The organism is Pseudoalteromonas sp. PAR1 (assembly GCF_947311895.1).
Taxonomy (GTDB): domain Bacteria; phylum Pseudomonadota; class Gammaproteobacteria; order Enterobacterales; family Alteromonadaceae; genus Pseudoalteromonas; species Pseudoalteromonas lipolytica_C.
This window is the reverse complement of the sequence record NZ_CAMZMY010000010.1, coordinates 46,498-71,133: the sequence shown is the minus strand read 5'-3', so window position 1 is coordinate 71,133 and position 24,636 is coordinate 46,498. Positions and strand designations below refer to the sequence as shown.

The following is a 24,636-nucleotide window of genomic DNA, read 5'->3' as shown; positions in this document are numbered from 1 at the left end:
TCCACAACGATGACTTTTTACAAACCTAGATTTGAAATGCCTTTCTTGTACGGCTTCCCAAAAATATAAAAGCAATTTTGGTTTCACTGCCTGTAACCGTTATGGCTTTAAGTTCATTAACTATGATTTATTTCTACAACAAACTGTTCGTAATTACGAAAGCCACATAGATGCCCTGCAAGATCAAATTGGATAGCTGTACGATTTGGTTTATGTGAGCTAGATGCTGAATATCATTGGTAATGACTTAATCAAAATGAGTGATCAACTTGCTCTGTAAGAATTTGCTACTTCTGAATATAAAAAATGATTTATTAATTTTAGACTTTCATAAATTGTTAGTTACTTTAATACGTAGCCAACTACGTACCAACCAATTGGCCAAAACGCCAACAAACTATATGTGATTAGGTTTGCATTCCTTACTTTTATCTTAATGTTATTACTACTAAGCGCTGTATCTGCAAGAATTTTCTTTGAAACTAAAAATTCAGACCACCATGATACAAAATAAAATGGAATAAGTAGGAATAACCCCGCAAATAAAATCATCCAATGTAAGTCTGATTCATAAGGGATTAACCAAGGTGCTTGCCACGTAACTGCTAACATTTTACCGACAAATGTATCCACACCATACGCTGCGCCACCGCCCGTCAGCACTTGTATTAAAACAAGAGTTACCCAAGTTAAAGGAACCCCTATAATCGTAGATACTAAATTTGAAACAAATGCCATTTTCACCGATAGTGCTTTGGTTAAATCTAGGCTCTTTCGAAGGTATATTGCTTCAATAGCAATTATTGGTAACAAAGAGATCGAATACACAGGCACTGTAAGCATAATCATAGGTAGTCCTGCGTTTGCTGAAGCACCAAAAGAGATAATAGCGAGGGGCAATAAAAAGAGAAAAATTATGAATTTATTCAAAACTATCCTTAGTGTACTCTTTTTCCGTATACTTAACTGTCAATTTAACTTAATGTTATTTCCAGATCAAAGTCTACTTAAATTATCTGTTTATAAACTTTTATCCTGTAGTTTCGTTTTGTTTTTCAATTACACGCTTTATCCAAGTAATGTCTGTTTTCACCGCTACAACGGTGGCGAACTCGCCACCTATTTGAACAATAACAATGAAAAATAAGTCTATAGAATTTGCATCGGCGCTCATGCCCTACCCTTACCTTAGGATATTAAGAGAAATAAACTAATGCGCCCTTTATCTCAGCCCGATTGAATAAACATTAATCTTTAGTGTAATATCTCAAAGTCAACAGCGACAACGTAGTCTATTCAAGTTTCCTTGTTTAGATAGACGATATCGAATCAGGCCGCTTCACAGTTCTTGGCCGTGTAGAGGTAGTTTTGCAAAGGAAAAAGTATAAATGACATGGATGCAGTTTCTAACTGAGATCTTAAAACTTAGTGCGTACTCTATCGTAATAGTTGGTCCTATATTATTTTTTGGTAAAAGGTTTTTTACTGGATATATAGATCAAAAAAGTAAGAATCTAGCAACTATAGAAGATATTGATAAAATCACATCTATAGTTGAAAAAATCAAGTCTGATAATGCTCACGTATTAGAGGAGTTAAAAGCAGAACATGCCAAGAAGCTTGAAGAAATTAGAAAAGAAAATCAACTTTTTGTTTCAACTGTAGATAAACATCTTGATTTAAAAATTAAAATTTACACAGATGCAATGGAGTCATTCACTGTAATAACAAATAGTCTGGCTGGCTTATCCAAATTTTCTTTAACTGAAAGTAAATTTACATCAATAATTGAAAGCGAAGCAAAAAAAATCTCCAAAGTTAAGGTCGTTGGTTCAGTTGAAACCTGTAAAGCTACTGTTGAATTAATGACAGCTTTTAATTCTGCTTCATTGGAATTACAACAGCACAGGACCCCTTTAATTATTTGCAATGATCGCATTAACTATTTAGAGGCTAAAGAAGAATTAAACAATTCTGAGATTTTAGAGTTAGATCGATTAAAGGCATCAGAAAAAAAAGACTTTCTGAGCTTTGTAAATTTATGTATGGAAAAGCACAACCAAATTTCGTATCTAACAACGCCATATATTATCTCAGTCAGAAAAGAATTAGGTCTTGAGATTGATGAAACGGAACTTACTGAGTCAGAAAATTTAAACTCAGCAATACTTGAGGATTCATTCAGTTCATTTTTAAATGCAATGAAAGGAATGTAGCTTTTTAAATTAAATATCTAGTCGTTTACATGCTATTGTGTTTAAAATATAAAAATCAATTTAGATGGATCTAATGTTATATGAAACTGCACTTTTCAATAATACTTCAAAACTCATCTAAGCTTTTTACTCCTAAACTAAGATTTAAGAAGTACTCTCCTCCCTCTATAAAAAAATAAGAAATAATATGAACGATAAAATCAAACAAGTTTTCAAAATATCCTATGATACAAGTGAAACTAAAGACCATACTATTGATGCTGAGCTTTTAGGGAATGCAATAGTTAATACAGCTAGTGTTTTAAAGCATGCTGATAAAGTTATAAATGGTGATGATTCAAGTATTGATCTTGATGTTCGAGCGAATAATCAAGGTTCATTTGTGATTGAATTTGTGACCTGGCTAAATAGTACCGGTATAAACCCTCTCAGTTTATTAGGCTTTTCTGCAGCACCATTAGGAGTTAAAACACTTTTGGAAGTACTTGGGGAGATTCAGTCAAGACCTGTTGCTTCACGTATAGACTTAGGAAATGGAACATCTAAAATAATTTTAAAAGATGGATCTGAAGTTGAGGCCGATAGTAATGTTGCAAGACTTATAGTTGATAGAACATTTAGAAAAGACTTAGAAAAAGTTATCAAAGCGCCTCTAGATGGAGCTTCTAATGCAAAGCTTGTCATCAGAGATGAAAAGGATGATGAGGTGTCATTATATGAAGAAGAGCAAGTTAAGGATTTTAAGACTCCTTCAAGAGAAATTATAGAAGAAATTAAAGAAGAAACAGAAAGTAAAGAAGTTCGTTTTGTTAAAGTTAATTTTAGTGGTTCTACTGGGTGGACAGCAGAATTAACCTCCGGTGAAGTTATTAGCGTTAAAATGAAAGATGAATCTTTTTTAAGTCTAATTGAAGAAAATAAACGTGTTTCCAAAGGTGATTTGTTCGTTGTAAAATTAAAAACAACAACAAAGTTTAAAACTGGCACTTCTCCTTCAATTACCCGTGAGGTAATAAAAGTTGAAAGGCATAGAGTAGCAAAAGTAAATAAATTAGTACCAGATAATGAGTGAGACTGAAGCATACATTCAATTAATAATTATGGTAGGCATTATTTTATGTTTGCCATACATTTGGGTGTCTGTAATACCTACAGTTGCAAAAATCATTACCGCAAAATTCTTTCCTCCAAAGTTCATTGATGTAGAAATAATTGATGGCGACCATATAACTTTTAAGCGCATAAATTTAGAAAACGATGAAGAACTTGTAAACGCTCTTCTGAATGTTGAAGGTAAAACTAATGAGTAAGTTTTTTAATAACCCGATGCTCATTAGTTGTGCGACTGGATTGAATATGGTCGCTATAGCAATGATTCAAGCACATGTATTTGACGATTCTGCCAAACTAGCATATTCCACAAGTTCACCCTTTATATGTAATTTAATTGTTTTTGGGATTGATTGGTGGCTAGCGAAGAAAAAAGTTAAGAGTGCCGAACAATTAAGAATAGAAGCAAAATTAGATGATAAAATAGCCATAGCAAAGAAAAACCTTAAAGATGCTAAGCAATATGGTTTGGATATTAGTGATTTCAAAAGCGAGCTAACTAAGTTAATGAAAGCCCGCGCTAACGTGCCTGCTTTAATAGCTAAAAGAAAAGCAAACAATACAGTCAGACAACAGTAAAAAGCTATTTCAGCTTTTGCTTTGATTTCGGTAAATTAAAGCCTTAATAATCAAAGGTATTAAGCTTTTAACTTCTGTCAACGAGTCAATTCCGCTGATAACTTTAGAAGTATTTAAAGTTATTTCCCTGCTGTAATTAGCCTTTCCAGCATGTACAATTTCTGATCTCAAGTTATAAAATCCTTTAAATAATTCCCTATAGTATTTTTTCTTCCGCCTAGATGTTGCAAGTAAATTTGCAGCTTTATTTGAAAGAGTCCTTGTTTTACGTTCGGTATTTCTATTTAGTAACATGCATTCTAAAGCAATTGCACAGCCTAAAACCTGTCGGTCTGAATCGAAAACCCAAAGAGACTCTACATAGTGTTTTAAAGCTAAATTTAATTTATCCTTTAACCTTCCTTGAAGAGCCATGAAATTTAACAGTAGCGGTAGGTCAAAACTATCTGAGGTAATTGTTGTAGTAGATTGTTCTGTTGGGATTATAGGGGAAGACTTAATCGAAGTTCCGAACCCAGAATGTAATTGGTTTAACCCTGGATGTTCCACCACAAGGTCCATCACCTCTATGAATGGACAACAGCCTGGTACAATAACGGGTAAAAAATATATAATTTCTTCTAAATGTCTTTCAATATTTGAGACTTCTAAGATATTTTCTTTGGTATTCTCACGGTTGGTATCAAAATCTCCGTATTCATACACCAAAGCAGACCTTTTCAGAAAAGGAAATTTATGGTCATCTAACTTATAGGGAGAAACCCCGATTATGGGATGTGGATTTTCTCTTGCTGAGTTTATCTCATTCATCAAATGTTTAATTCCACCTGCTTTTGTAAGTTCAATAAATGGCTTTAAAGAAAGCTTATCGTTAATAACGATCTCATCACTTACCTCCACACCACATATGACGGCTATTTGTTTAAAGTTTACCTCTTTAATGTCTAATATAGATTTAAGTAAATCGATGGCAAAATCAAAGCCTTTAGCTGAATAGTTCTTCAAGAATGAGTCACTCAATTCCATAGAAGAAAGTTTAAATGCTGAGTTAGGGCTATTAATAAATCTTATACTCATTGATTGGCCATTAAAAAACGGATGCAACTCAATTATTTTTTGAACTTGGCAAACTTTAAGTTTTTTGTTGTTTTCACATAGTCCTGCTAATTTATCTATATAAGAACTCATATCTCTCTCAATTGAATTTAAGGCTTTTTAAAGGTTTGTCACTAGTAGTTGAATAGCTACAATCTGTTTAAACGCTTACAGTCGAATTTAAACGTGTTTTAAACATGGTTTGAACCTAATTTAAAGTGTTGGATTCTCATTCTGATACTTTTCCAATGATTCAACGAATTGTTCTTTGGCGTCATCAAACACGATTTGCTGTTCGTAACTAATGGTAATGAAATTAATATGTTCGATTTGGATTGTGGCCAAAGCCATAAATTCATCATCATCTATCATTTCATCTTTGTATGCTTCACGAAGCAAACTAACGTACTGAGAACTTGGATTGTCATTAAGGTACTTTGCAAGCGCGACGTTAAACTCACCCAAGGCTTCATCAGGGTTCGTTGAGTAATACTTGCTGTTACTGGTGAAGTGGACGTAAGTATATAATCCAATGAAAAAAGTATGAATGGTGCGAGCATTCCGTATAGCACTTTACGAGGGATATTTATTTTCATAACCGATCCTTGGTTGTTGTTAGCTTTTTGAATATAGTATTAAAAGCATAGAATTTAAAGCTTTTAGACTAGATAAGGACTTCCTTTGACGATTAATGAACCCAACCACTACGCAAGAAACTTAAAATTTGTTTCAACACTATTTATTTTATACTGGGTACTCGGGCTACAACCTTCAAATGAAGAAATAAAGTTAGCCTTCATAAATTATCAAATAACGAACCCTGGCATGTTACCTTGGGTTGCATATAGTGTTCTGGTGTATGTGCTTTGGGGGTTTTTAGTAAATCGCAGGCATACTATTTTGCCAGGTCTCAAAGGGTATATTTGTGATAAATGTTCAGTAAGTGACGTAAAGTATTACAAAGAATTATTTAGTAATATCGCAAAAAAAGATTACATCCTGAATAAGAAGGAGAACTTTGAAGAAAGAAGATTAGAAGCAATTCAAAAATTAAATGAAGAAATAGAAATTGGCTCATATGAGATAGAGATTCATTCAATCATGCGAGTAAGCAATAGGAATTATTTTTACCCCCAAATTTATTATAAGGTAATTTACCCAAAAACCACCAGTAATCAAAACAATGATGTCTTTGGTGGATACATCCCAGTACCCAACTACTGTTTATATAAAGTCTTATTTTTTATTAAAACGCCCGTTTTAGCCATTTTATTCTTTTTGAAAAGTGAACACTTTCAAGATAGTATCCTTCCAATCATCATGTTCTTTTTTGCGGTTGTTTGTAGTTTGCTAATTCAATTCGGTGTACCAGCGCCATTCAGCCAGGTATAAATGTAAACTCTTTTCCAGCAGCACCCACACACACCAATTCATAAACTAAGTGCCAATTACTCGTTTTTGGCACTTAGAGCATGGCACACAAAGCAACTACCAATACTCAATTCAACTGGTTTGAAGTTTTTAAAGCAGGCACTCAAACAGACAGCAAAGGCGTTACTCGCGAATTTAGTGAAGCCGATTTAAATAGCGTTGTTGCTAACTTTAAGCCTAAAACCGCCCCGCTCGTTATTGGCCACCCAACCATGGAATCACCCGCTTGGGGCTGGGCCAGTGAATTAAAAGCCGAAGACGGCGTACTTTTCGCAAAAGCCGATGAAGTCAGCAGTGAGTTTGCACAAGCTGTTGAAGACAAGCGCTACCCTAACCGTTCAGTTAAATTAGAAAAAGTCGAAAATGGCTACAAACTTGCCCACATTGGTTACTTAGGTGGCAAGCCCCCTGCTGTTGACGATTTAGCCTGGCAATTTAACCAGGATGAGAATGCCGACCTTACCTTTGAATTTGCTGCAGGTGATATGGACAGTATATCGCAACGCACATCAAACACCCTCACACGCCTTATGAGCAATTTGCGCAACTTCATAACTGACCGCTTTGGTAGTGAAGCAAAAGATAAAGTTGTGCCCGAATACGAATCAGAGTGGTTAAATGAAGAAACCATTTCGGAAATTCACTTCCCCCAATCAAACACCCTAGCAACGCCTAGTGCTATTTCATGCAGCACCACAAATCCAACGCCATATAGGGTAGCCCATACTGGGATGATGATAAAATCGAGGGTTGAAGTGGATGATGTAACGGCGACTTCTTAGTAATTTGTAAACCAAGGGTAAAAGCCGAAGCAATAAAAATACGGTTAGTGGCTGTAAATTTCATTGTCATTAATTGTAATCTACCTACAACCACCCTAATACGCATATTTTTAAATGACTATTTTAAAGAACAATTTGCTTATTACAGCCGATACTTTCTACAAAGTAATTATCATGACTTACTAGGATAAATCCGCCTTTAAAGTTTTGTAATGATTGAGCCAAGAGCTGTTTTGATTCAAGGTCTAGATGATTATCTGGCTCATCCAATAACAAAAATGCGGTGCTTTCAATATTACTGACGATACACATGGCGAGCTTCATTTTTTCACCGCCACTTAAATGTGTCGCTTGCTTGAATACGTCATGTTTTCTAAAGCCTAAGCTTGCTAATAATGTACGTGCGGTGCTTTCATCAAGGGTCTTACAGTAGTATTTTAAGTTATCAAGCAAAGTTAGGTCTGCCTTAATTAAGGAAAAGTACTGATCTAAATACAACAACGGGCTATTCCTATGTATGTGCCCTGCTCTCACTTTTAACTCACCTGTTAAGGTTTTTAGTAGCGTCGATTTTCCTGCGCCATTTGCACCAATTAAGTGTATTTTTTCATTATTGAATATCTGTAGGTTAATGGGGGTTTGCGACCCATATTGTAAAATTACGTTTTCAAGATTTAGTGCGTTGCGTTGTTTAGTGTCAGTATTATTAAAGTAAAACTGCTGTTGTTTTACTTGTTCGAGCTGGTTAAGTATCTGCTTCTTATTACTATTAAGTAGCTCTTCTCGCTTTGCGGTATTTTTATTTTGCGAAGATAAATTAGCGCTCGCTTTATCTTTTTTAGCATCCATAAGCACTTTAGCTTGGCTACCAGATTTTCTTGTTACTACACCTTTAGCGGCTCTTTTTGCTGCTTTTTGTTTGCTGCGCTGCTGCTCTAATAGCAGTTTATTTTGCTCTTTAGTAGTATGAGATAGTTTATTTTCAAGCGCTGCTAGCTGGTAGTTTTTTTGGGTTACGTAATCACTAAAACCGGTGCCAAACACTGATAACCCCATAGATGTGAGTTCCCATATTTCATCGGCTACTTGCAGTATTTCACGGTCATGACTTATTAAAAGTAGCTGCCCAGTGAATTGTTCTATGTGATTTAAAAGCCAGCTTTTACCTTGTTTATCTAAATGATTAGAAGGTTCATCAAGGATTATAATGTCGTGGTGTATGGTAAATAGCGCCCATAATCTGAGTTGGCTTAGTTGACCGCCACTTAACGCTGTTGCACAGCTGTTCGCATTAATACCATAAATACCTAAACGAGTTAACTCAGCATAAAATCGCTCGGGCAGATCCCAAAACCCATCAAGTAAGTTAAGTTCGTGCTCTGTAAAATGACCGTTATTTATTTGCTGTAATGCTTTGAAATAGTGGTTAAGCCCTAGTACGTCTATAATCGTTTTATTTTTTAATGTGTGGCTATCAACTAGTTGCTCATAAAAACCAAGTTGACCATTGCAAACAACATTACCCGACGACGGAATAAGGCGATTACAAAGTAGCGATGCTAATACTGACTTCCCTACACCATTTCGCCCTACTAAAGCTGTTGTTTTAGCATTTAATGACACTGAAATATTATTCAGAACTTGGCCGCCATTGGCGTGTTGATATGATAAGTTGGCTGCTTGTAATTTTGGCATACTGCCTCCTGTTATACAGGGACAGTGATACAATTCGTTTAATTATAAAGCGAATTGAACTAAGCGTATGACCACCAAAATGGTAATTGATTTATACTACTGACAAGAGTGAGCAACGCCTACTAGCCCTGTTGTTCCAAAGAAAAATGTAAAAATGGATAACAGGTTTAGTTGTTCATGTTGGCTATTACTCCTAAAAATATGCCCTTTATACTAGCCAGTTAGTATTAAATTGGCAACAATTTATGTTAGGGTTTGATTGATATTGCATTAAAGGAAAGGATTTTGAAGCACGTTAACTGTCAAGCGATAGCCAATAACCCAACGCAAATGAAACTTAAGATAAACGAAAATAAACGTGTATTTATTATCAGCGATCTCGATGCTAATTTAGCTAAGTTTGAGCAAGCTTTAGTCGCTGTCGATTTTGATGAAAGCAACGATGTTTTATTTTCACTTGGTGATGCAATAGATAGAGGCAACGACAATTTTGCGTTGTTATCACGTTTTAAAGAGCTGGGTGTTTATATGACACTGGGTAATCATGAGCACATGATGCTTGAATCGCTACTTGCCGATGATCATAGCTACTATTCTCTATGGGTTGAAAATGGTGGACGTTGGCATACTCAAGCAACCGATGATGAATTAAAAGCAATAACTGAGCAGCTTTTACAGTGCCCTCTTTCTTATTTGCTTGACTATGCTGGTATGCAAATAGGCTTGTCGCACACAGTATCTGCAGATTGGAATTGGCAAGCTCCTAGTGAGCATAAACCATATGCCGCGGCATCGTTGTTGTGGGATCGCACTATTGTGAAACAAACGATAACAAAGATAAATGCCAGCATAGACTTTTCTGTGCATGGCCACAACACCACTGCTGAACCTTATTGGCTTGGCAACACTTATCATATAGATACTCATTATTTGAGTGGCAAGCCTACCATTGTTGAACTTAAACCACTCATTAAAGCATTTATGCAGCTAAATTCAGTCTAAGGATGCAACCTGTGTTAATGCATGTACTTCAAGATATTGTTTATAGGCCAAACGAGCATGCCATAATTGCTCATTATCTTGCTGAATAAATATAAGTGGCCCTGAGGTTTCTTTTGCTAAGCGGTTTAATTTAATATATTCACTGGTGTCGATGATACCATCACTAAAATATTGTTCAGCGGTATATAAAAACACATTATCTTTATATACATCACTGTGCCAAATTAGCGAACGATACATACTAGCACTGATTTCTGTCGGTTTTTTATTCGATTTATATAGTTTTAGCTCTGTATAAATCGAGTTACCTGTAAAAACAATCCCAATTAATGAAAGGGTTGTAAGAGTCATCATCCATTTCATACTTCTATCCCTGTTAAAAGCTCTATTATAACTATAGGAGATAATATGAATGATTTACCGTTTATTTAATCAATTTGGCTGGTTGTAAGTATTTACAAAATACTTAATTATTGTTTTATAAGTACCTATTTTATGTATTAGGTTTTACAACCTAATACATAAGTATTTAAATTAATGTAGTGCCGCGGTAAACGGAATTTTTTTACAAATTTCAGCTTCGGCCACAAGAATTTCTTCTAATCGGGCATCCACTTCATGTTTATCAAAATACTCGTACGCTAACTCTACAAATAGGTTTTTGTGCTTTTCTTCAGACTTTGCAATTGCAACATAAAACTCTTTTTCTTTGCCCGGTGGCAATGCTTCAGCGACCAATGAAAAGCGTTCATGGCCTCGAGCTTCAATTACACCTGCAACGAGTAAGCGGTCCATTAAAAACTCATCACGACCGTTTCTGAATACCGCACGAATTTGTTTGATATAAGGATCTTTTTGGTCATTACCAAGTGAAACATCACGTTCCATTAATAACTTAAGTACTTGTTTAAAATGTATCATTTCTTCAAGAGCTAAGTCTGTCATTGCTTTTACAAGCTTACGACGGTCAGGATAATGCGATAGCATTGACATTGCCATACCTGAGGCTTTCTTCTCAGCAGCGGCATGATCTTGTAAAAAGGTATCAAAATCAGCCAAGACACCTTCTGTCCACTCAAATGGAGTGTGATATTTTAATTCAAACATGATGACGAACTACTTAACTAACAATGGCGGCGATTTTAGCGTATTTCTGTTATAAAATCTTGTGATTGTAACCAAGTGACTTATCAATTTTGCCGTTTCTGGTGGAGGCAATTTTATCGGGGTGTTTAATATCATTCCAAGCCGTTACTTTACCACCCATATTTAGCTGCTCGAACTGTATATCTGCATCTGTACCTAAAAATGTCTGTAACGCTTTAGCGCTGTGTGGCTGTGCAACATTTAACGTTAATAGGTTGGCTTTTTTGTCTTTAAAGAAATTAGAGACACGTTGTTGATGTTGCTCATAGCAGTTAATCAAATACTCATCAGACTGAATATCTCCTAACGAATATTTACCAAATGTCTCAAAGTAGCAACGCTTTAAATGCGTGTTAAAGCCTCCGTCACTTCGCATTAAATTGGTGTGCATTCGGGCCAGCAGTTGACGGATCGAAGGTACCCATCTAGACAAGTCTCGTTCAAGGTTAATAAAGCGGCTATTAGCAAAGTGCGCATCTAATAACGGGAATTCGCTAAAAACAGGAGTATCAGCAATAACGTCTGCTTCTTTTAAGGCTGTTTCGGTATACGCTGTGTGGGCCGTTTTATAGCCCAATTGTAAAAAACTATGGCACAGACTGGTAGTGCCTGTGCGAGGTAGGCCAATAATAAATATTTTGTTGTTCATTTAACTTTTTGGATCGGTAACCATAAGGACTTATCGCCTACTGGGGTTAGCGGTGGTAGTTCTTTGTTTTCTAATTCTACAATAATCTTGTCATGAATATGGGCGTTTTCTATTAATTTACCATTGTATTTAAAAAAGATTTCATCGAACTCACCGCTTTCTATCATTATGCGTAAGCCTTTATTGACTGCTTTTGCAACTGCGGTGTTGTCTTTGTTGAAGAAGAAATAGATTGGGCTGGTGTATTTCAACATTAAATGAGGCAATACAACCAGAGGCATTTGTTGCTTAAAAACTGCTAGTTCATCTTCAATTTCAAGCACAGAGCGTGGGAATAAGTCGCCCCGGCCTCTGTCGAGCATAACAAACAACGAATCAAAGTTTCCTGACGTTGATATAACCAAGCCATTGTCACGCAATATTTGGGTATCGGGCCAATCTTGTCCTTGTACAAAGTAAACTTTCTTTAAATCGTCGAGGGTTTTTAGTCGGCTTAAATAAGGTAGTTTCGGCTCTGTTGTGAACATTAAACGCCAACCAAACAAGCCTTTAAATATAGGAACACGAACCGGCAGTAACTTGTCTTCTCTTACTTTGTTAGTCATAGTCCAGGTGACATCGATATCACCGCCATGTTCAATTTCTTTTAATACCCTATTTTGACCTAATAACTTTGGTGCAGCAGTTAATTTGTATTTGTAGCCACTGCGTTTTAGTGCTGTATCCAACAAAATAAGTGGGTAATAAACTTCTTCAACTAAACTGGGCAAGGTTTTAGGATAAATTATATTTAAAACTTTTGGTGGAATAGTTGATTTTTTGACATGAGCTGTATCTTCTGTACTGCCGGCAACTTGATTCGAAACAAATACGAATGCAATCGTAAATACAACTCTTATCATATTAAAAAACCTGTGTTATTAATAACATAACCGAACTTATGAAGATCATTAAAAACGTTAAAACCATGCCAACGACGCGTAGCTGCATTTTTTCATCTGCTAATGCATAACTATGACAAAAACGACCTACTAATAACATCGCACCTAAAATATAAGTAAAATGGCTGGGTAACCCTTGATACTCTAATAAAAATAGCAGAATTAAAGAAAATGGCACATATTCTATAAAATTAGCATGGGTGCGGATCGCGGCTTGTAAACTTGCATCACCACCGTCTCCTAAAGAAATACGCTTAGCTTTACGGATTTTAATAACGCGAAAGCTAAGTTGAATATACAAAATAGCCAAAATAGCAGCAAAAGTTGAAACTATCACAATTTATTCCATTTATTATTTAAAGTTAGACGCCTAGCACTGTTTATTGCTAGGCTGACATATAATTTGCTAGGTTAGCTCAAAATCCTAATTAAAGTCTAACAGTTCTTAAGGAAGTGCATGATTACGCCAAGAAAAATAGCCGATAATTACCGTGAAATGATCAGCAGCATAGGATTTTATCCGTCTATGCTGTCTGTTGTATTTTTGACTTTTGCTTTAATTACAACAGCTGTTGAGTATTCTGATCCAGCAATGAGTGTTAAGAAAGTCTTAAGTGTATTGCTAGTAGACAGTGAAGAAAATGCACGTACCATCCTCAGTACTTTAGCCGGAAGCATTATTTCGTTAACTGTATTTAGCTTCTCTATGGTTATGGTAGTTTTAAATAGCGCCAGCGCCAGCCTTTCTCCTCGAGTATTACCCGGACTTATAACTCGTAAATCTCATCAACTAGTTTTAGGCTTTTATTTAGGCAGTATAATTTACACCATTCTAATGCTCATCAATATTCGTACCATAGGAAATGGTAATATGGGCATCCCTTCACTGGGTATATTTATATCACTGGTACTTGGCTTAATTTCACTGGGTTTCTTTGTTTATTTTATTCACTCTATATCCAGAGCTATCCAAGTAGATAATGTACTGAATGACTTATTCAAAAATACTAAAAGTGAACTTAACAGTATTAAAGCTATGCAGCATGAACATCCTGTTGATGATTTTCCGACCTTTGACGACTGGTACAGCATAAAAAGTAAAACGGAAGGTTATTTTAAAGGCGCTCATAGCGATAAATTGTGCGCTATCTGTAAAGAGCACGACATTAAAATTTATATCTCTGTTAAACAAGGTTTTTTTACTGTAAAAGGTTACCCATTTTTAAAGTGCGATACTGATTTAACTGACAAACCAGAGCTCATTGATGAGCTACTTGCATGCTTTATTTTTTACATTGAAGAATATGTTAGCGATCATTACCGATATGGAATGACGCAAATATCTGAGATTGCTGTTAAGGCAATGAGTCCGGGCATTAATGATCCAGGTACTGCAGTAAAAGCTATTGATATGCTGAGTATTTTACTCATTTTGCGATTAGACATTTATGATGTGAATTATTCGCTTAAACAATGCGATGATAACCATCCTAAGTTGTTTTTACATGAAACATCATTCGATGAGCTGCTGCATGATAACTTCACACCTATTCGCAATTATGCAAAAAATGACGCCTATGTAATGGTTAACGTACTTGAGGCGTTTAAAAACATATTGTTTAGAGCATCTGATAACGAAAAAGCGACTAAGAGTTTGTTTATTTACTTAGGGGCGATTATTGAAGATATAGATACGCATATTAGTAATGAGTACGACCGTGAACAAATTACTAATATGCTAAAAGCGATTGCCCGTATTTCAGAGCAACAGGGTGAAAAGTTGCTGGCGCGCTTTACCAGCAACAATCAATAGACTAATTTTCGATAAAATAAACTGCATAACTGCTTGCGCTAATAGTAAGCTCACCACCATTGTATGCATCAGGTACATAGTTTTCTGGTGCAGCATCTGCCATTACCATTTTGCTAGCGCGCATGTAAGGTTGGCTTCCTGTATCGAGTGGGCTGCTTGATGCAGTATAAAGGCCTTTGAGTTCAACCCCATAATCACTGGCAAACTCTTTCGCAGCAGCACGCGCATCTTTAATGGCTAGCTTTTGCGCTTGCTTTTGTAGCTCTTCATAGCGACTCGATACAAATTGCGTTTGATTAATTTCGTTGATACCCGCATTCACTAGTTGCTGAAGCATAACTGGGTACTTTTTAATATCTGTTAGAGTAACAGACAGACTACGCGATACTCTGTACCCTATAAATTCCTGTTTGCCTGTTTCACGGTTGTATTCTGTTTGGCGTTGAATTGAGATATTAGACGCATAAACGCCCTTTTCTTCTACGCCTTGGCTTTTAGCAAGCTTAATGGCTTTGGCCATGGTTGCATCAGCTTTGTTTTTAGCGGCAATTAAATCTTTATCTACTTCAACAATACCTACAGTCAACTTAACGTTATCAGGGATTGCTTTAACCGTTGCATTACCTTGGATATAAATATGCGGCGCATCTGGTGTTGCTTGTGCTAACACATTAAAACTAAGTGCGGCGGCCATAGCGGTAAAAACTAACTTACGCATAATACTGTTCCTTAATTAAAAACTCCGTTCATTATCACCTTAAAGGGTTAATTCAATATGAACAACCCCTATTATTCAGATATAAAAAAACAGGCATTAAAAGCCTGTTTTTTTAACCACTCAAAGCGATATAGTTTAGATACTACGGCGCTTATAGTTACGGTATTCTGGAAGCCAGTAGTTTTTCTCGATTGCAGCCCATAAAGCCTCATCACTTAACTCAAGTGCCACACCTTCTTCCATCGCTTTTTTCGCTACTGCAAAGGCAATACGTTTACTTAACGCTTGGATTTCGGTTAATGCTGGTAGCAAGCTGCCTTTACCAGTGTTTGCTCGAGGTGAAGACTCTGCCAATGTTTCACTTGATACAATCAGCATTGCATCAGTGATACGAGTAGCTTTAGCTGCGATAACGCCTAAACCAATACCCGGGAAAATGTAGCTATTGTTACATTGTGGGATTGGGAAAATTTGGCCGTTATACTCAACCGGATCAAATGGGCTACCCGAAGCTACAATCGCTTGACCCTCTGTCCACTCGATAACATCTGATGGAAGTGCTTCAACTTGCTTAGACGGATTACTTAACGGGAAGATAATCGGTTGTGGGCAAGATGCGTGCATTGCACGAATAACTTGCTCTGTGAATAAACCAGGTTGGCCAGATACACCAATTAAGATATCTGGTTGTGCACAGTGCATTACATCTAATAGTGATGCGTACTCACCGCTATACGTCCATTCACTTAAACCTTCTTTAGATTGGCAAAGCGCTTGTTGGAAATCACGTAAACCTTCCATACCATCAGTTAGTAGACCAAAACGGTCAACCATGAAGATTTGTGAGCGAGCTTGCTCATCGCTAATGCCTTCAGCAACCATAGTACTGATAATTTGCTCAGCAATACCGCAGCCTGCTGAACCTGCACCAACAAATACCACTTTTTGCTCTGAAAGTTTCGCATCTTTAACACGACAAGCAGCCAATAAAGACCCCACAGTTACCGCAGCAGTACCTTGAATATCATCGTTAAAGCTACAAATTTCATCACGGTAGCGTTTTAATAATGGCATTGCATTTGGTTGTGCAAAGTCTTCGAACTGAAGTAAAACACTTGGCCAGCGACGTTTAACAGCCTTGATGAATAGGTCTAAGAATTCGTCATACTCTTCTTGCGAAATACGCTTATGACGAGCACCCATATACATAGGGTCGTTTAGCAGTTTTTCGTTATTAGTACCAACATCAATCATCACTGGTAATGTATAAGCTGGGCTAATACCACCACACGCTGTGTAAAGTGACAATTTACCAATTGGAATACCCATACCACCAATACCTTGGTCACCAAGACCAAGAATACGCTCACCGTCAGTCACAACGATAACTTTTACTTTGCCTTTAGTAGCGTTACGTAAAATATCATCAATTTGGAAACGATCTTCGTAAGAAATAAATAGACCACGGGCACTGCGGTAAATGTCTGAAAACTTTTCACAGGCATCACCTACTGTTGGTGTGTAGATAATTGGCATCATTTCTTCAAGATGATCACGTACTAAACGGTAGTAAAGTGTTTCGTTGTTATCTTGAATTGCACGAAGGTAAATGTGCTTGTTTAAATTATCGCTAAAGCTTGAATACTGTTGGTAACAACGCTCAACTTGTTCTTCAATTGTTTCATAACGCGGTGGCAGTAAACCGGCTAAGTTGAAACTTTCCCTTTCTTTTTGTGAAAAAGCACTGCCTTTGTTTAATAGTGGCGTTTCGATCAGACCTGGGCCTGAATAAGGAATATAAAGATAATTTGGATCGGTATTTGTAGTCATATTTCCAAGCTTTGATGCGTCATAATTATGACCTGACATTATTACTCTTAAAGGCGAAATTGCAATGACAATTCACCTTGTCAGACCATTGAAGAAAATGAATTTTATGCCCTAAACGGCACAACGAATAGTATACATGAAAACTCAGCAGCTTTAAGGCTGCTGAGCTTGTTTTTAGTGGCTTTTATCACTTAAAGCGATACCTTCGCGGCGCGGATCGGCTGCGCCATAAAGTTTACCGTCTTTTACTTCAACAGCATGTAAACCAGAGTTTAAATCTAGGATACGAACTGTGTGCCCGCGGTTAACAAAATCAGCTTCAAAGTTTGCAAGTTCAGTGCCCTTTTCAAGGCTTGTATAATTGTTGCGATTAGTAATACGCGGTAAATTAATGGCAGTTTGCGCATCTAAGTTCCAATCAAGCACACCTACTACCACTTGAGCAACGTAATCAATGATACGACTACCACCCGGTGAACCGACCACTAAACGTAAACTGCCGTCTTTGTTAAACACCATCACTGGCGACATTGAACTACGCGGACGTTTACCTGCTTCAACGCGGTTAGCTAAAGGTTTGCCATCTTTTGTTGGTGATAAAGCAAAGTCTGTAAGCTGATTGTTTAAAATATACCCGTTCACCATTACTGTTGAACCAAACGCCATTTCAATAGAGCTGGTCATCGAAACCGCATTACCTTGGCTATCGACAATCGATACATGGGTTGTTGAAGGTAGCTCGTAAGCATCATCTTGTGCATAAGCAAGTGAGTTTGGCGGAGTACCTGCTTCTGCGTGAGCATCTTTTTCAGAGATAAGCTTTGCACGACCTGCAAGGTAGTCTTTATCAAGTAATCCTTGTGTCGGAATTGGCATAAAATCAGGGTCGCCCATATACACGTTACGATCAGCAAAAGCTAAACGTGATGCTTGGGTAAAGTAATGCAACGCTTGTACTGAATTTGGTTTTAGCTTAGCCATATCTTTATGTTCGAGTAAGGCTAAAATCTGTAATACAGCAACACCACCACTACTTGGCGGAGCCATTGAACAAACCTCGTATTGGCGATAATCAACACATACTGGAGCACGCTCTTTGCTTTTATAATTCGCTAAGTCTTCAACAGATAAAGTACCCGGTGCTACCGCTGAGTTTTGCACTGCATGCACAAGTTCTTTGGCGTTTTCACCTTTATAGAAAGCATCAATGCCTTGTTTCGCAATATCTTTATAAAGCGCGGCAAGTTCAGGGTTCTTTTTCACCGTACCAACAGCAAGCGGTTTACCATCAGGGAAAAAGTAATCACGAATAACAGGAAGCTTTGTAACCCCTGGGTTTAACTCTTTGGCAAGTAATTGATGCAAACGTGGTGACACAATAAAGCCCTGCTCAGCCAATTCAATGGCAGGGCCAAATAAGGTTTGCCACTCTAACTTACCATAACGCTTATGTGCTGAAGCAAAGGCATCTAAAATACCCGGTACACCAACAGAGCGACCACCTACCACGGCTTCAATCCACTTAACGGCTTTACCGTGTTTATCTAAAAACAGTGTTTCATCAGCGTTACTTGGTGCGGTTTCGCGGCCATCAAAACTGGTTAGGCTTTTGGTTTTGTTGTCGAAGTACATCATAAATGTACCACCGCCGATACCCGACGATTGCGGTTCTACCAGTGTGAGTACTAATTGTGTAGCAATAGCAGCATCAACCGCAGAGCCACCTAGCTCAAGCATTTTTTGACCTGCTTTTACAGCATAAGGGTTTGCCGCTGCGACCATGTACTTATCGCCTTCAACAACCTGTTTATGGGCAAAGCCGGTTGCAGCTTCGGGTTCGCGTGTTTCAACTTTTGCAGGAGTCGCTAAAAGAGCCGTTGAATAGATAAATGAAGTGGAAATAGCTAACAAAGCTTTGGTTTTGAATAACATAAATATACTTAATCCCGTAGTGTATTTGGCATCTTAAAATTAAACGTGCACAATAGTGTCACAATCTCAGATACAACAAAAATAACATGATAAACCTGCCCCTGAAACTAGAATATATTCTGCCCCCATTGTGTTTAATACTACTAAGTTCCTTGTTTGCACTTTTCAACTTAAATGAATATCTCGAATTTAACCGTGAGTTAGTCGCAAATGGTGAGTTTTGGCGTATTTTCACCAGTCAATTCGTACACGCAAATTGGCCCCACTTAGGCTTAAATTGTGCCGGAATTTTATTAATTTGGGCTCTACATGCTGAGCATACAAGCCCTGCTCGCTATGCGTTTAATATTGCTATTCTTGCATTGTGGTGTGGTTTAGGTGTGTGGCTATTTTGCCCTGATATCCAAATTTACACCGGATTAAGCGCGTTACTGCACGGTGTGATCATTTGGGGGGCAATTAAAGACGTACAAGCAGGCATGTTTTCAGGCTGGTTATTGTTTGCGGGTACGTGGGCAAAAGTGATTTGGGAGCAAATAGCAGGCCCGAGTGAATCGGTTAGTCAGTTCATCGCCTCTAATGTTGCCATTGACGCCCACTTTATCGGCGCAATTGGCGGCACACTGTTGGCTTTACCTGTCTTTATAAAAATAATAAAAAATCGCGAGTAACTTAAACTCTTAATACATACAAAAACAGCCACTTAAAGTGGCTGTTTTTCATTTACGCTATTGATTAAAGCGTTTCTTTAAATAGCTTATAAATACGACGGTATTCATCTAACCAGCTTGATGGTTGTACAAAACCATGCGGCTCAACTGGGAATATAGCGGTTTCAAAGTTTTCTTTTTCAAGCTCAATTAAACGTTGTACTAAGCGAACTGAATCTTGGAAGAATACATTGTCATCAACCATAGGCGCATTAATTAATAAATGGCTCTTAAGACCTTCAGCAAAGTAAATTGGTGAGCTCTTTTCATAGGCAATTGGGTCAACATCTGGATGATTTAAGATATTCGACGTATAAGGACCATTGTAGTGAGCCCAATCAGTTACCGGACGAAGTGCAGCACCTGCTTTGAATAAATCAGGTTGTGTGAATAACGCCATAAACGTCATGAAACCACCGTAAGAGCCACCATAGGTGCCTACAGCTTGTGTATCAACGTTTGCGTTATCTGCCATCCAGCTTACGCCGTCTGCTAAATCTTGGATCTCAGGTGTACCCATTTGACGGTAAATAGCTGTACGCCAATCACGGCCGTAACCTTTAGATGCACGGTAGTCCATGTCCATTACTACGAAGCCTTCTGAAGCAAGTAGTGAGTGGAACATAAACTCACGGAAGTAACCAGACCAACCCATGTGTGAGTTTTGTAGGTAACCAGCACCGTGGTTAAAGATAACCGCTTTACGGTTTTTACCTGTTTCGCCTTCTTTATAATCAGCTGGGTAATATACTTTTGCGTAAATTGGCTGATCAGTGTGGCTTGAAGGCACAGCAACAATCTTAGGTGCGATTAGTTTCTTCGCTAAAAACTCATCAGATACCGTGTGCGTTAACTGCGTTGCTTGGGTATTTGCTTTTGCATCAGCAACGTAAAGCTCAGGCGGTGACATAATTTTTGAATGAGTTAGCAATAGTTTGCTTTCATCTGGGCTTAACTGGTAATCAGTCATACCATCAAGGTTGGTTACTTGCTCAGATTCACCGTTTGCAGGGTTTACACGATAGATTTCGTAAAGACCTGGATGCTCAACGTTAGCTTTGTAGTAAATCGCTGAGTTATCAGCTGTTAACGTTAAGTTTGAAACAACAAATTGGCCTTTAGTTAGCTGTGTTGCCTTACCGTTAAGTGGCTTTTTGTAAATATGGCTGTAACCAGACTCTTCAGATAAGTAGTAAAGCGTATCTGAATTGTTTAACCAACCAAAATCGTTGTATGCATAGTTAACCCATGCATCGTCGTGTAAGCGGTGCTGTGAAACAAGTTTGTTGTTTTGTGTATCAACTGTGGCTAACCAACGATCTTTGTTGTCCCATGCTTCAAGCATAAGTGCCACTTGTGAACCATCTGTGTTCCATTGGATTGCACTTTGGTCCCAACCCCAATCCATCATTAGATTGATGGCGCGCGGTGCTTTTTCAGACTTGTAAGTTTTGCCTTCACGGGCGTAGTTTTCTTTTTTAACAGCTGCAAGTACGTCTTCATCAAAGCCAGGTAAGGTATCGAATGCAAGGGTTGTTTGCTCGCCTGATTTAAGGTCGATGTAGATAACATCTGAGCTGATTGGTTTTTCATCAGCAACACGACGACGTACTTTCTCAGCCTTTACACGTGCATCATCGGCAATGTAATTAGGCATGATATCGCCTTCGTCACGCCATGAACGGTTCTCAGTGGTTACTGCAACGAGTGCTTGGCCATTTGGTGAAAGCTGAACATCTGCTAAACGTTTGCCTTTACCTAAGTAAAACTGCGCGTTAGCGATGCTGTCGTTTTGTTCGTTGATTTGTGCTTTACGCTCTTCACGATCTTTTTTGTTTTTGTGAGTCAGCGCAATGTAATCAATTAGTTTGTGCTGTTCTTTTGCAATGTAAGTGTCAGGCTCTTGTACACCTTTAGGTGCATCGTCTAGGTGTAAGTTAACTAATTCAACTTGACGACCCGTTGCTAAATCAACTTTATAAAATGCATTACCTTGACGAAAAGCAAGGCTACCATCAGTTAAAAACTGTGGTTTTGATTGCTGTGCGCTATCGTGAGTAATTTGAGTAATTTGCCCAGTGCTTAAGTTTTTAACGAAGATATTACCTTCAAATGCATAAGCCTGTTGCTTTTTATCTGCTGAATAAACAGCATTTTTAGCGCCTACAGTGTGTAGTTTATTTAACGCTAATTGTGATGCAGATTGGCTGTTAATTGCTTGAACGTATAAATCACGTAACTCATTGCCCTGTTGCTTTTGTGCATAAACGATGCTGTTAGAATCACCGTTCCAGAAAGCACGCTCAGGCTGACGACCTAACCAATCAGGGTGAGCCATTGCTTGCTCTAACGTGATTTCAGCGGAACCTGTGTCAGCAGGAGTAACAACAACGGGTGCTACATTGGTAACTTGTTCTTCAGAAGGCGTTGAGGCGGTTGATTGACAACCAGCTAGCATAAAGCTAGATGCGACTGCGAGAGCCACTAACGTTTTATTAGCAGTGGTTTTGAAATTCATAGTGCTTCTTTAGGGTAATTATAATTCGCCTTATTTAAGCAGAAGCACTGATGAAATAGCAATTTTTATAGGATAAACAGCCAAACTTTTCCGTTTAATAACAGCTTATTTCAATGTGATATCAAGCCATACCATACGATGATCAGAAGAGGCATTGCGATCCTCAATTAATCTGAATAACTCAGAGTTTTCTGTTGGCCAAAATACTCCGCCGTCATTTATTTCAATACCATAATTAGATGGCAGTACGTAATCGGCTCTGGCTTGCCAATAAGCGGTATAGTTTTTAGCATAATCTTCTTTATAAGATTCTTTAGCGCCTTTGCTTGTTGGCGTAAAAGAGGTATTCACTAATGGGTTTTTTAAAATCTGGTCTGTAGTACTTGGACGTGCCTTGCCCCCTTCTGGCGCAGCATTTAAATCACCAACAATTACAAAGCGGCTGTTCGCTTTTAAGCCTCCTTTTTGGCCTTTATCATCGTAAATGTAGTTAGCATTGTTGATGTAATCAGCAATTAAGCGCACTTCATCGTGGTTACGCTTACCGTTGCGGTCTTCTGGGCCATCGAATACTGGCGGTGTAGGGTGCGATGCAAGCAAGTGAAACGTTTTACCTTTTATATCAATAGGTAAGTCCCAAAATGATTTAGAGCTTAGGTGAATCGCTTGCCATTCTTCAGGAGAATACCAATCATTACCTGTTTTGGGGTCAATAGGCATTTGTGCATTTGGCATATCTTTGTATTTAAATGTTTGTAATGTTCGCGCTTTATCTAAATCAATTGGGTAGCGAGAAAGTACAGCCATTGCATAATGCCCTTCAAAGAAGCCAAAGCCGTGTGCGTCACCTTTGTAATGCCCCTTTACACCATCGTTATCTAAGTCAAATTCGGTAGGTAAACCGGTGTTGACTGGTGCGATAAAGTAATATGGGTAATCGATGGCAACCTGCTTATTTTGCGATACCTGCAGGTAGTTTTTACGAAATACGTTAATCCCTTTATCAGCATCAATATAGTCAAACTCATTAAGTAAAATAACATCAGGTCTTACTCGCTGAATTATTTCGGCAATGTTGCGAATTTGCTGGTGGTTGCTCGCTAATGCTTTGCTTAAAGCATTTTTATCAATAGCTTCGCCTTTTTTAGCATAGTTGGTTGCATCCATACTTACGTTAAAGGTAGCAACACGTAAATCTGCAGCCACTGCATTGTTAGCAAATACACCTACAGCCAGGGCTAAAGAGGAAGTTAATAAAGCGTTTTTCATGAAATAAATCCGTCTACTATAAGTAGTAAAATAATACTGCTGACAATGATCCATAAGATCATCGCCATGATAAAAGGTTTAATGCCTGCTTGTTTTAAGACTGAAATAGATAAGCCACTACCAATCAAAAATAAGGTCATTACCAAAATTTGTTTAGCACCAACATTGAGTGCATGCCAAAGTGTTTGATACTCAGGAAAGCTTGAATTAATCAGTGCAGCTGCTAAAAAACCAAATATAAACAATGGGATACTGGCTTTTTCATCTGATTTCCAAAACACACCCGCGATGCTTGTATAAGGTATGATCCACATTGCTCTGGTTAGTTTAATGGTTGTTGCAATAGCAAGTGCTGATGCGCCATAAGCAGCGGAAGCCCCCACTACACTACTGGTATCGTGAATCGCAAGTGCCGCCCAAACACCAAATTGCTGTTCAGTTAGGTCAAAGTAATGACCAATCATTGGGAATAACACTAAGCCAAGGGCGTTTAATAAAAACACCACAGCGAGTGATATAGCTACTTCGTGATCTTTGGCCTTTATAACCGGCGCCATTGCTGCAATGGCGCTACCACCACAAATGGCTGTACCAAATGAAATAAGTACACCGGTGTTTTTATTTAACTTAAATAACTGAGATAAAATTTCGCCAAGACCAATAATCGCAGTAATACTGACAATTGTAAGCACAATAGAACTGCGCCCTACTTCTATTACTTGATTAAAATCAACAGCAAAGCCTAAGCCAATAACCGCTAACTTTAGCATCCATTTACTAAATTTTTGTGACTGAGCTACAAATGGATTGCCTAAAGTCATGGCAAATAGTGCACCGACTATAAGTGCCGTAGCAGAACCGACAAATGGCAAAGCAGATGCTAAAAAAAGCGTAATAAAAAGAAATTGTTTTGGGCGTTCAGCTATCACAACGGCACTCTGATTAGTTTGTTGGTTAATTTATGTACCAGAGGTGCGACAACAATAACGGTAGGAAATGCCACACAAAAAGCAAAAGCCCAAGCTTTAAACCAAATGGTTGTAATGTTATCGATTAAACCAACGTTAAAAATGCTGATCACTAAAGACATAAATCCAGACATAAACAGCGCCATAAAAAAGGCAAACACGACTGTTCTAAATCGAGGATGTAACATAACAAGCTAATATTAATATAAAAATATTAGTCTATAGGAAGAAA

The 24,636-nt window shown here is 37.8% G+C and carries 26 protein-coding genes; 9 read left to right on the top strand and 17 right to left on the bottom strand.

The window, feature by feature from the left end; all coding sequences use genetic code 11:
- Nucleotides 1-342: 342 nt before the first annotated feature.
- Together QL229_RS10270 and QL229_RS10265 are read right to left on the bottom strand one after the other, a co-directional pair.
- On the bottom strand, nucleotides 343-849 hold the full coding sequence (locus QL229_RS10270) for a hypothetical protein (protein WP_212748194.1): 507 nt from the start codon (nucleotides 847-849) through the stop codon (nucleotides 343-345).
- A 181-nt stretch (nucleotides 850-1,030) separates the two neighbouring features.
- Nucleotides 1,031-1,174 carry a hypothetical protein gene (locus tag QL229_RS10265; protein WP_171040411.1) on the bottom strand — a complete coding sequence of 48 codons (144 nt, stop codon included), beginning with the start codon at nucleotides 1,172-1,174 and terminating at the stop codon, nucleotides 1,031-1,033.
- A 214-nt stretch (nucleotides 1,175-1,388) separates the two neighbouring features.
- Between QL229_RS10265 and QL229_RS10260 the strand changes: the two genes are divergently transcribed.
- The 4 genes from QL229_RS10260 (at nucleotide 1,389) to QL229_RS10245 (ending at nucleotide 3,905) form a co-directional block, all read left to right on the top strand.
- Complete coding sequence (locus tag QL229_RS10260) at nucleotides 1,389-2,216, top strand: hypothetical protein (protein WP_281546833.1); 828 nt, start codon at nucleotides 1,389-1,391, stop codon at nucleotides 2,214-2,216.
- A gap of 187 nt (nucleotides 2,217-2,403) precedes the next feature.
- Entirely contained in the window at nucleotides 2,404-3,288 is an 885-nt protein-coding gene (locus QL229_RS10255) for a hypothetical protein (RefSeq protein WP_138557548.1), read from the top strand.
- Nucleotides 3,281-3,526: a hypothetical protein gene (locus QL229_RS10250; RefSeq protein WP_281546832.1), complete on the top strand. Its 246-nt coding sequence runs from the start codon at nucleotides 3,281-3,283 to the stop codon at nucleotides 3,524-3,526. Before QL229_RS10255 ends, QL229_RS10250 begins: the two co-directional genes overlap by 8 nt.
- Nucleotides 3,519-3,905, top strand: a complete 387-nt coding sequence (locus tag QL229_RS10245; protein WP_138558895.1) for a hypothetical protein — start codon at nucleotides 3,519-3,521, stop codon at nucleotides 3,903-3,905. The genes QL229_RS10250 and QL229_RS10245 overlap by 8 nt, the downstream gene beginning before the upstream one ends.
- 9 nt (nucleotides 3,906-3,914) lie before the next feature.
- Here QL229_RS10245 and QL229_RS10240 read toward each other — a convergent pair whose 3' ends face one another.
- A complete protein-coding gene (locus QL229_RS10240; protein ID WP_138558896.1) occupies nucleotides 3,915-5,093 on the bottom strand; it encodes a HEPN domain-containing protein in 1,179 nt (392 codons plus the stop codon).
- A gap of 120 nt (nucleotides 5,094-5,213) precedes the next feature.
- A complete protein-coding gene (locus tag QL229_RS10235) occupies nucleotides 5,214-5,465 on the bottom strand; it encodes a hypothetical protein (protein WP_138558897.1) in 252 nt (83 codons plus the stop codon).
- 216 nt (nucleotides 5,466-5,681) lie between these two features.
- Here QL229_RS10235 and QL229_RS10230 point away from each other — a divergent pair, with 216 nt between their 5' ends.
- Both QL229_RS10230 and QL229_RS10225 read left to right on the top strand, forming a co-directional pair.
- Nucleotides 5,682-6,392, top strand: coding sequence for a hypothetical protein (locus QL229_RS10230; RefSeq protein ID WP_138558898.1), 711 nt, complete (start codon nucleotides 5,682-5,684; stop codon nucleotides 6,390-6,392).
- Between the two features lie 80 nt (nucleotides 6,393-6,472).
- Entirely contained in the window at nucleotides 6,473-7,213 is a 741-nt protein-coding gene (locus QL229_RS10225) for a hypothetical protein (RefSeq protein WP_249930270.1), read from the top strand.
- Between the two features lie 123 nt (nucleotides 7,214-7,336).
- On the opposite strand, the gene QL229_RS10220 is transcribed toward QL229_RS10225, so the two are convergent.
- Nucleotides 7,337-8,908, bottom strand: a complete 1,572-nt coding sequence (locus tag QL229_RS10220) for an ATP-binding cassette domain-containing protein (RefSeq protein ID WP_281546831.1) — start codon at nucleotides 8,906-8,908, stop codon at nucleotides 7,337-7,339.
- Between the two features lie 285 nt (nucleotides 8,909-9,193).
- On the opposite strand from QL229_RS10220, the gene QL229_RS10215 reads away from it, so the two are divergent.
- Nucleotides 9,194-9,910 carry a metallophosphoesterase gene (locus QL229_RS10215; RefSeq protein WP_138556947.1) on the top strand — a complete coding sequence of 239 codons (717 nt, stop codon included), beginning with the start codon at nucleotides 9,194-9,196 and terminating at the stop codon, nucleotides 9,908-9,910.
- Here the strand turns inward: QL229_RS10215 and QL229_RS10210 are convergent.
- The 5 genes from QL229_RS10210 to QL229_RS10190 form a co-directional block, all read right to left on the bottom strand.
- Complete coding sequence (locus QL229_RS10210) at nucleotides 9,902-10,273, bottom strand: hypothetical protein (protein ID WP_138556946.1); 372 nt, start codon at nucleotides 10,271-10,273, stop codon at nucleotides 9,902-9,904. The genes QL229_RS10215 and QL229_RS10210 overlap by 9 nt on opposite strands.
- A gap of 171 nt (nucleotides 10,274-10,444) precedes the next feature.
- Nucleotides 10,445-11,017, bottom strand: a complete 573-nt coding sequence (locus tag QL229_RS10205) for a tRNA-(ms[2]io[6]A)-hydroxylase (RefSeq protein WP_135924522.1) — start codon at nucleotides 11,015-11,017, stop codon at nucleotides 10,445-10,447.
- Between the two features lie 49 nt (nucleotides 11,018-11,066).
- On the bottom strand, nucleotides 11,067-11,705 hold the full coding sequence (locus tag QL229_RS10200) for a sulfotransferase (RefSeq protein ID WP_138556945.1): 639 nt from the start codon (nucleotides 11,703-11,705) through the stop codon (nucleotides 11,067-11,069).
- Nucleotides 11,702-12,607 (bottom strand): transporter substrate-binding domain-containing protein, encoded by a 906-nt coding sequence (locus QL229_RS10195; RefSeq protein ID WP_138556944.1) that lies wholly within the window; start codon nucleotides 12,605-12,607, stop codon nucleotides 11,702-11,704. The genes QL229_RS10200 and QL229_RS10195 overlap by 4 nt, the downstream gene beginning before the upstream one ends.
- A 1-nt stretch (nucleotide 12,608) precedes the next feature.
- On the bottom strand, nucleotides 12,609-12,983 hold the full coding sequence (locus QL229_RS10190; RefSeq protein ID WP_135924515.1) for an MAPEG family protein: 375 nt from the start codon (nucleotides 12,981-12,983) through the stop codon (nucleotides 12,609-12,611).
- Between the two features lie 120 nt (nucleotides 12,984-13,103).
- On the opposite strand from QL229_RS10190, the gene QL229_RS10185 reads away from it, so the two are divergent.
- Nucleotides 13,104-14,459 carry a DUF2254 domain-containing protein gene (locus tag QL229_RS10185; RefSeq protein WP_138556943.1) on the top strand — a complete coding sequence of 452 codons (1,356 nt, stop codon included), beginning with the start codon at nucleotides 13,104-13,106 and terminating at the stop codon, nucleotides 14,457-14,459.
- A 1-nt stretch (nucleotide 14,460) separates the two neighbouring features.
- Here the strand turns inward: QL229_RS10185 and QL229_RS10180 are convergent, their stop codons facing one another.
- From QL229_RS10180 to ggt, 3 genes are all read right to left on the bottom strand, one after another.
- Nucleotides 14,461-15,177 (bottom strand): SIMPL domain-containing protein, encoded by a 717-nt coding sequence (locus QL229_RS10180; RefSeq protein ID WP_138556942.1) that lies wholly within the window; start codon nucleotides 15,175-15,177, stop codon nucleotides 14,461-14,463.
- A gap of 135 nt (nucleotides 15,178-15,312) precedes the next feature.
- Entirely contained in the window at nucleotides 15,313-17,007 is a 1,695-nt protein-coding gene (locus tag QL229_RS10175; protein ID WP_138556951.1) for an NAD-dependent malic enzyme, read from the bottom strand.
- Between the two features lie 174 nt (nucleotides 17,008-17,181).
- Nucleotides 17,182-18,939 (bottom strand): gamma-glutamyltransferase, encoded by a 1,758-nt coding sequence (ggt, locus tag QL229_RS10170; protein ID WP_138556941.1) that lies wholly within the window; start codon nucleotides 18,937-18,939, stop codon nucleotides 17,182-17,184.
- A gap of 86 nt (nucleotides 18,940-19,025) precedes the next feature.
- Here ggt and rrtA point away from each other — a divergent pair, with 86 nt between their 5' ends.
- On the top strand, nucleotides 19,026-19,610 hold the full coding sequence (gene rrtA, locus QL229_RS10165) for a rhombosortase (protein ID WP_138556940.1): 585 nt from the start codon (nucleotides 19,026-19,028) through the stop codon (nucleotides 19,608-19,610).
- Nucleotides 19,611-19,674: 64 nt separating this feature from the next.
- On the opposite strand, the gene QL229_RS10160 is transcribed toward rrtA, so the two are convergent.
- The 4 genes from QL229_RS10160 to QL229_RS10145 all read right to left on the bottom strand — a co-directional run bounded on the left by QL229_RS10160 (nucleotide 19,675) and on the right by QL229_RS10145 (nucleotide 24,592).
- The gene (locus tag QL229_RS10160) at nucleotides 19,675-22,167 is read right to left on the bottom strand and encodes a prolyl oligopeptidase family serine peptidase (RefSeq protein ID WP_138556939.1); all 2,493 of its coding nucleotides are present in this window, start codon (nucleotides 22,165-22,167) and stop codon (nucleotides 19,675-19,677) included.
- Between the two features lie 105 nt (nucleotides 22,168-22,272).
- Nucleotides 22,273-23,436: an endonuclease/exonuclease/phosphatase family protein gene (locus tag QL229_RS10155; RefSeq protein WP_281546830.1), complete on the bottom strand. Its 1,164-nt coding sequence runs from the start codon at nucleotides 23,434-23,436 to the stop codon at nucleotides 22,273-22,275.
- The gene (locus QL229_RS10150; protein WP_281546829.1) at nucleotides 23,433-24,365 is read right to left on the bottom strand and encodes a putative sulfate exporter family transporter; all 933 of its coding nucleotides are present in this window, start codon (nucleotides 24,363-24,365) and stop codon (nucleotides 23,433-23,435) included. The genes QL229_RS10155 and QL229_RS10150 overlap by 4 nt, the downstream gene beginning before the upstream one ends.
- Nucleotides 24,362-24,592: a DUF2798 domain-containing protein gene (locus QL229_RS10145; RefSeq protein ID WP_138556936.1), complete on the bottom strand. Its 231-nt coding sequence runs from the start codon at nucleotides 24,590-24,592 to the stop codon at nucleotides 24,362-24,364. Before QL229_RS10145 ends, QL229_RS10150 begins: the two co-directional genes overlap by 4 nt.
- Nucleotides 24,593-24,636 lie beyond the last annotated feature (44 nt).

Excerpts from the sequence above, each read along its gene's own strand:
- QL229_RS10270 (WP_212748194.1), bottom strand. The coding sequence starts at position 849 with ATGATTATGCTTACAGTGCCTGTGTATTCGATCTCTTTGTTACCAATA.
- QL229_RS10265 (WP_171040411.1), bottom strand. The coding sequence starts at position 1,174 with ATGAGCGCCGATGCAAATTCTATAGACTTATTTTTCATTGTTATTGTT.
- QL229_RS10260 (WP_281546833.1), top strand. The coding sequence starts at position 1,389 with ATGACATGGATGCAGTTTCTAACTGAGATCTTAAAACTTAGTGCGTAC.
- QL229_RS10255 (WP_138557548.1), top strand. The coding sequence starts at position 2,404 with ATGAACGATAAAATCAAACAAGTTTTCAAAATATCCTATGATACAAGT.
- QL229_RS10250 (WP_281546832.1), top strand. The coding sequence starts at position 3,281 with ATGAGTGAGACTGAAGCATACATTCAATTAATAATTATGGTAGGCATT.
- QL229_RS10245 (WP_138558895.1), top strand. The coding sequence starts at position 3,519 with ATGAGTAAGTTTTTTAATAACCCGATGCTCATTAGTTGTGCGACTGGA.
- QL229_RS10240 (WP_138558896.1), bottom strand. The coding sequence starts at position 5,093 with ATGAGTTCTTATATAGATAAATTAGCAGGACTATGTGAAAACAACAAA.
- QL229_RS10225 (WP_249930270.1), top strand. The coding sequence starts at position 6,473 with ATGGCACACAAAGCAACTACCAATACTCAATTCAACTGGTTTGAAGTT.
- QL229_RS10220 (WP_281546831.1), bottom strand. The coding sequence starts at position 8,908 with ATGCCAAAATTACAAGCAGCCAACTTATCATATCAACACGCCAATGGC.
- QL229_RS10210 (WP_138556946.1), bottom strand. The coding sequence starts at position 10,273 with ATGAAATGGATGATGACTCTTACAACCCTTTCATTAATTGGGATTGTT.
- QL229_RS10205 (WP_135924522.1), bottom strand. The coding sequence starts at position 11,017 with ATGTTTGAATTAAAATATCACACTCCATTTGAGTGGACAGAAGGTGTC.
- QL229_RS10200 (WP_138556945.1), bottom strand. The coding sequence starts at position 11,705 with ATGAACAACAAAATATTTATTATTGGCCTACCTCGCACAGGCACTACC.
- QL229_RS10195 (WP_138556944.1), bottom strand. The coding sequence starts at position 12,607 with ATGATAAGAGTTGTATTTACGATTGCATTCGTATTTGTTTCGAATCAA.
- QL229_RS10185 (WP_138556943.1), top strand. The coding sequence starts at position 13,104 with ATGATTACGCCAAGAAAAATAGCCGATAATTACCGTGAAATGATCAGC.
- QL229_RS10180 (WP_138556942.1), bottom strand. The coding sequence starts at position 15,177 with ATGCGTAAGTTAGTTTTTACCGCTATGGCCGCCGCACTTAGTTTTAAT.
- QL229_RS10175 (WP_138556951.1), bottom strand. The coding sequence starts at position 17,007 with ATGACTACAAATACCGATCCAAATTATCTTTATATTCCTTATTCAGGC.
- ggt (WP_138556941.1), bottom strand. The coding sequence starts at position 18,939 with ATGTTATTCAAAACCAAAGCTTTGTTAGCTATTTCCACTTCATTTATC.
- rrtA (WP_138556940.1), top strand. The coding sequence starts at position 19,026 with ATGATAAACCTGCCCCTGAAACTAGAATATATTCTGCCCCCATTGTGT.
- QL229_RS10160 (WP_138556939.1), bottom strand. The coding sequence starts at position 22,167 with ATGAATTTCAAAACCACTGCTAATAAAACGTTAGTGGCTCTCGCAGTC.
- QL229_RS10155 (WP_281546830.1), bottom strand. The coding sequence starts at position 23,436 with ATGAAAAACGCTTTATTAACTTCCTCTTTAGCCCTGGCTGTAGGTGTA.
- QL229_RS10145 (WP_138556936.1), bottom strand. The coding sequence starts at position 24,592 with ATGTTACATCCTCGATTTAGAACAGTCGTGTTTGCCTTTTTTATGGCG.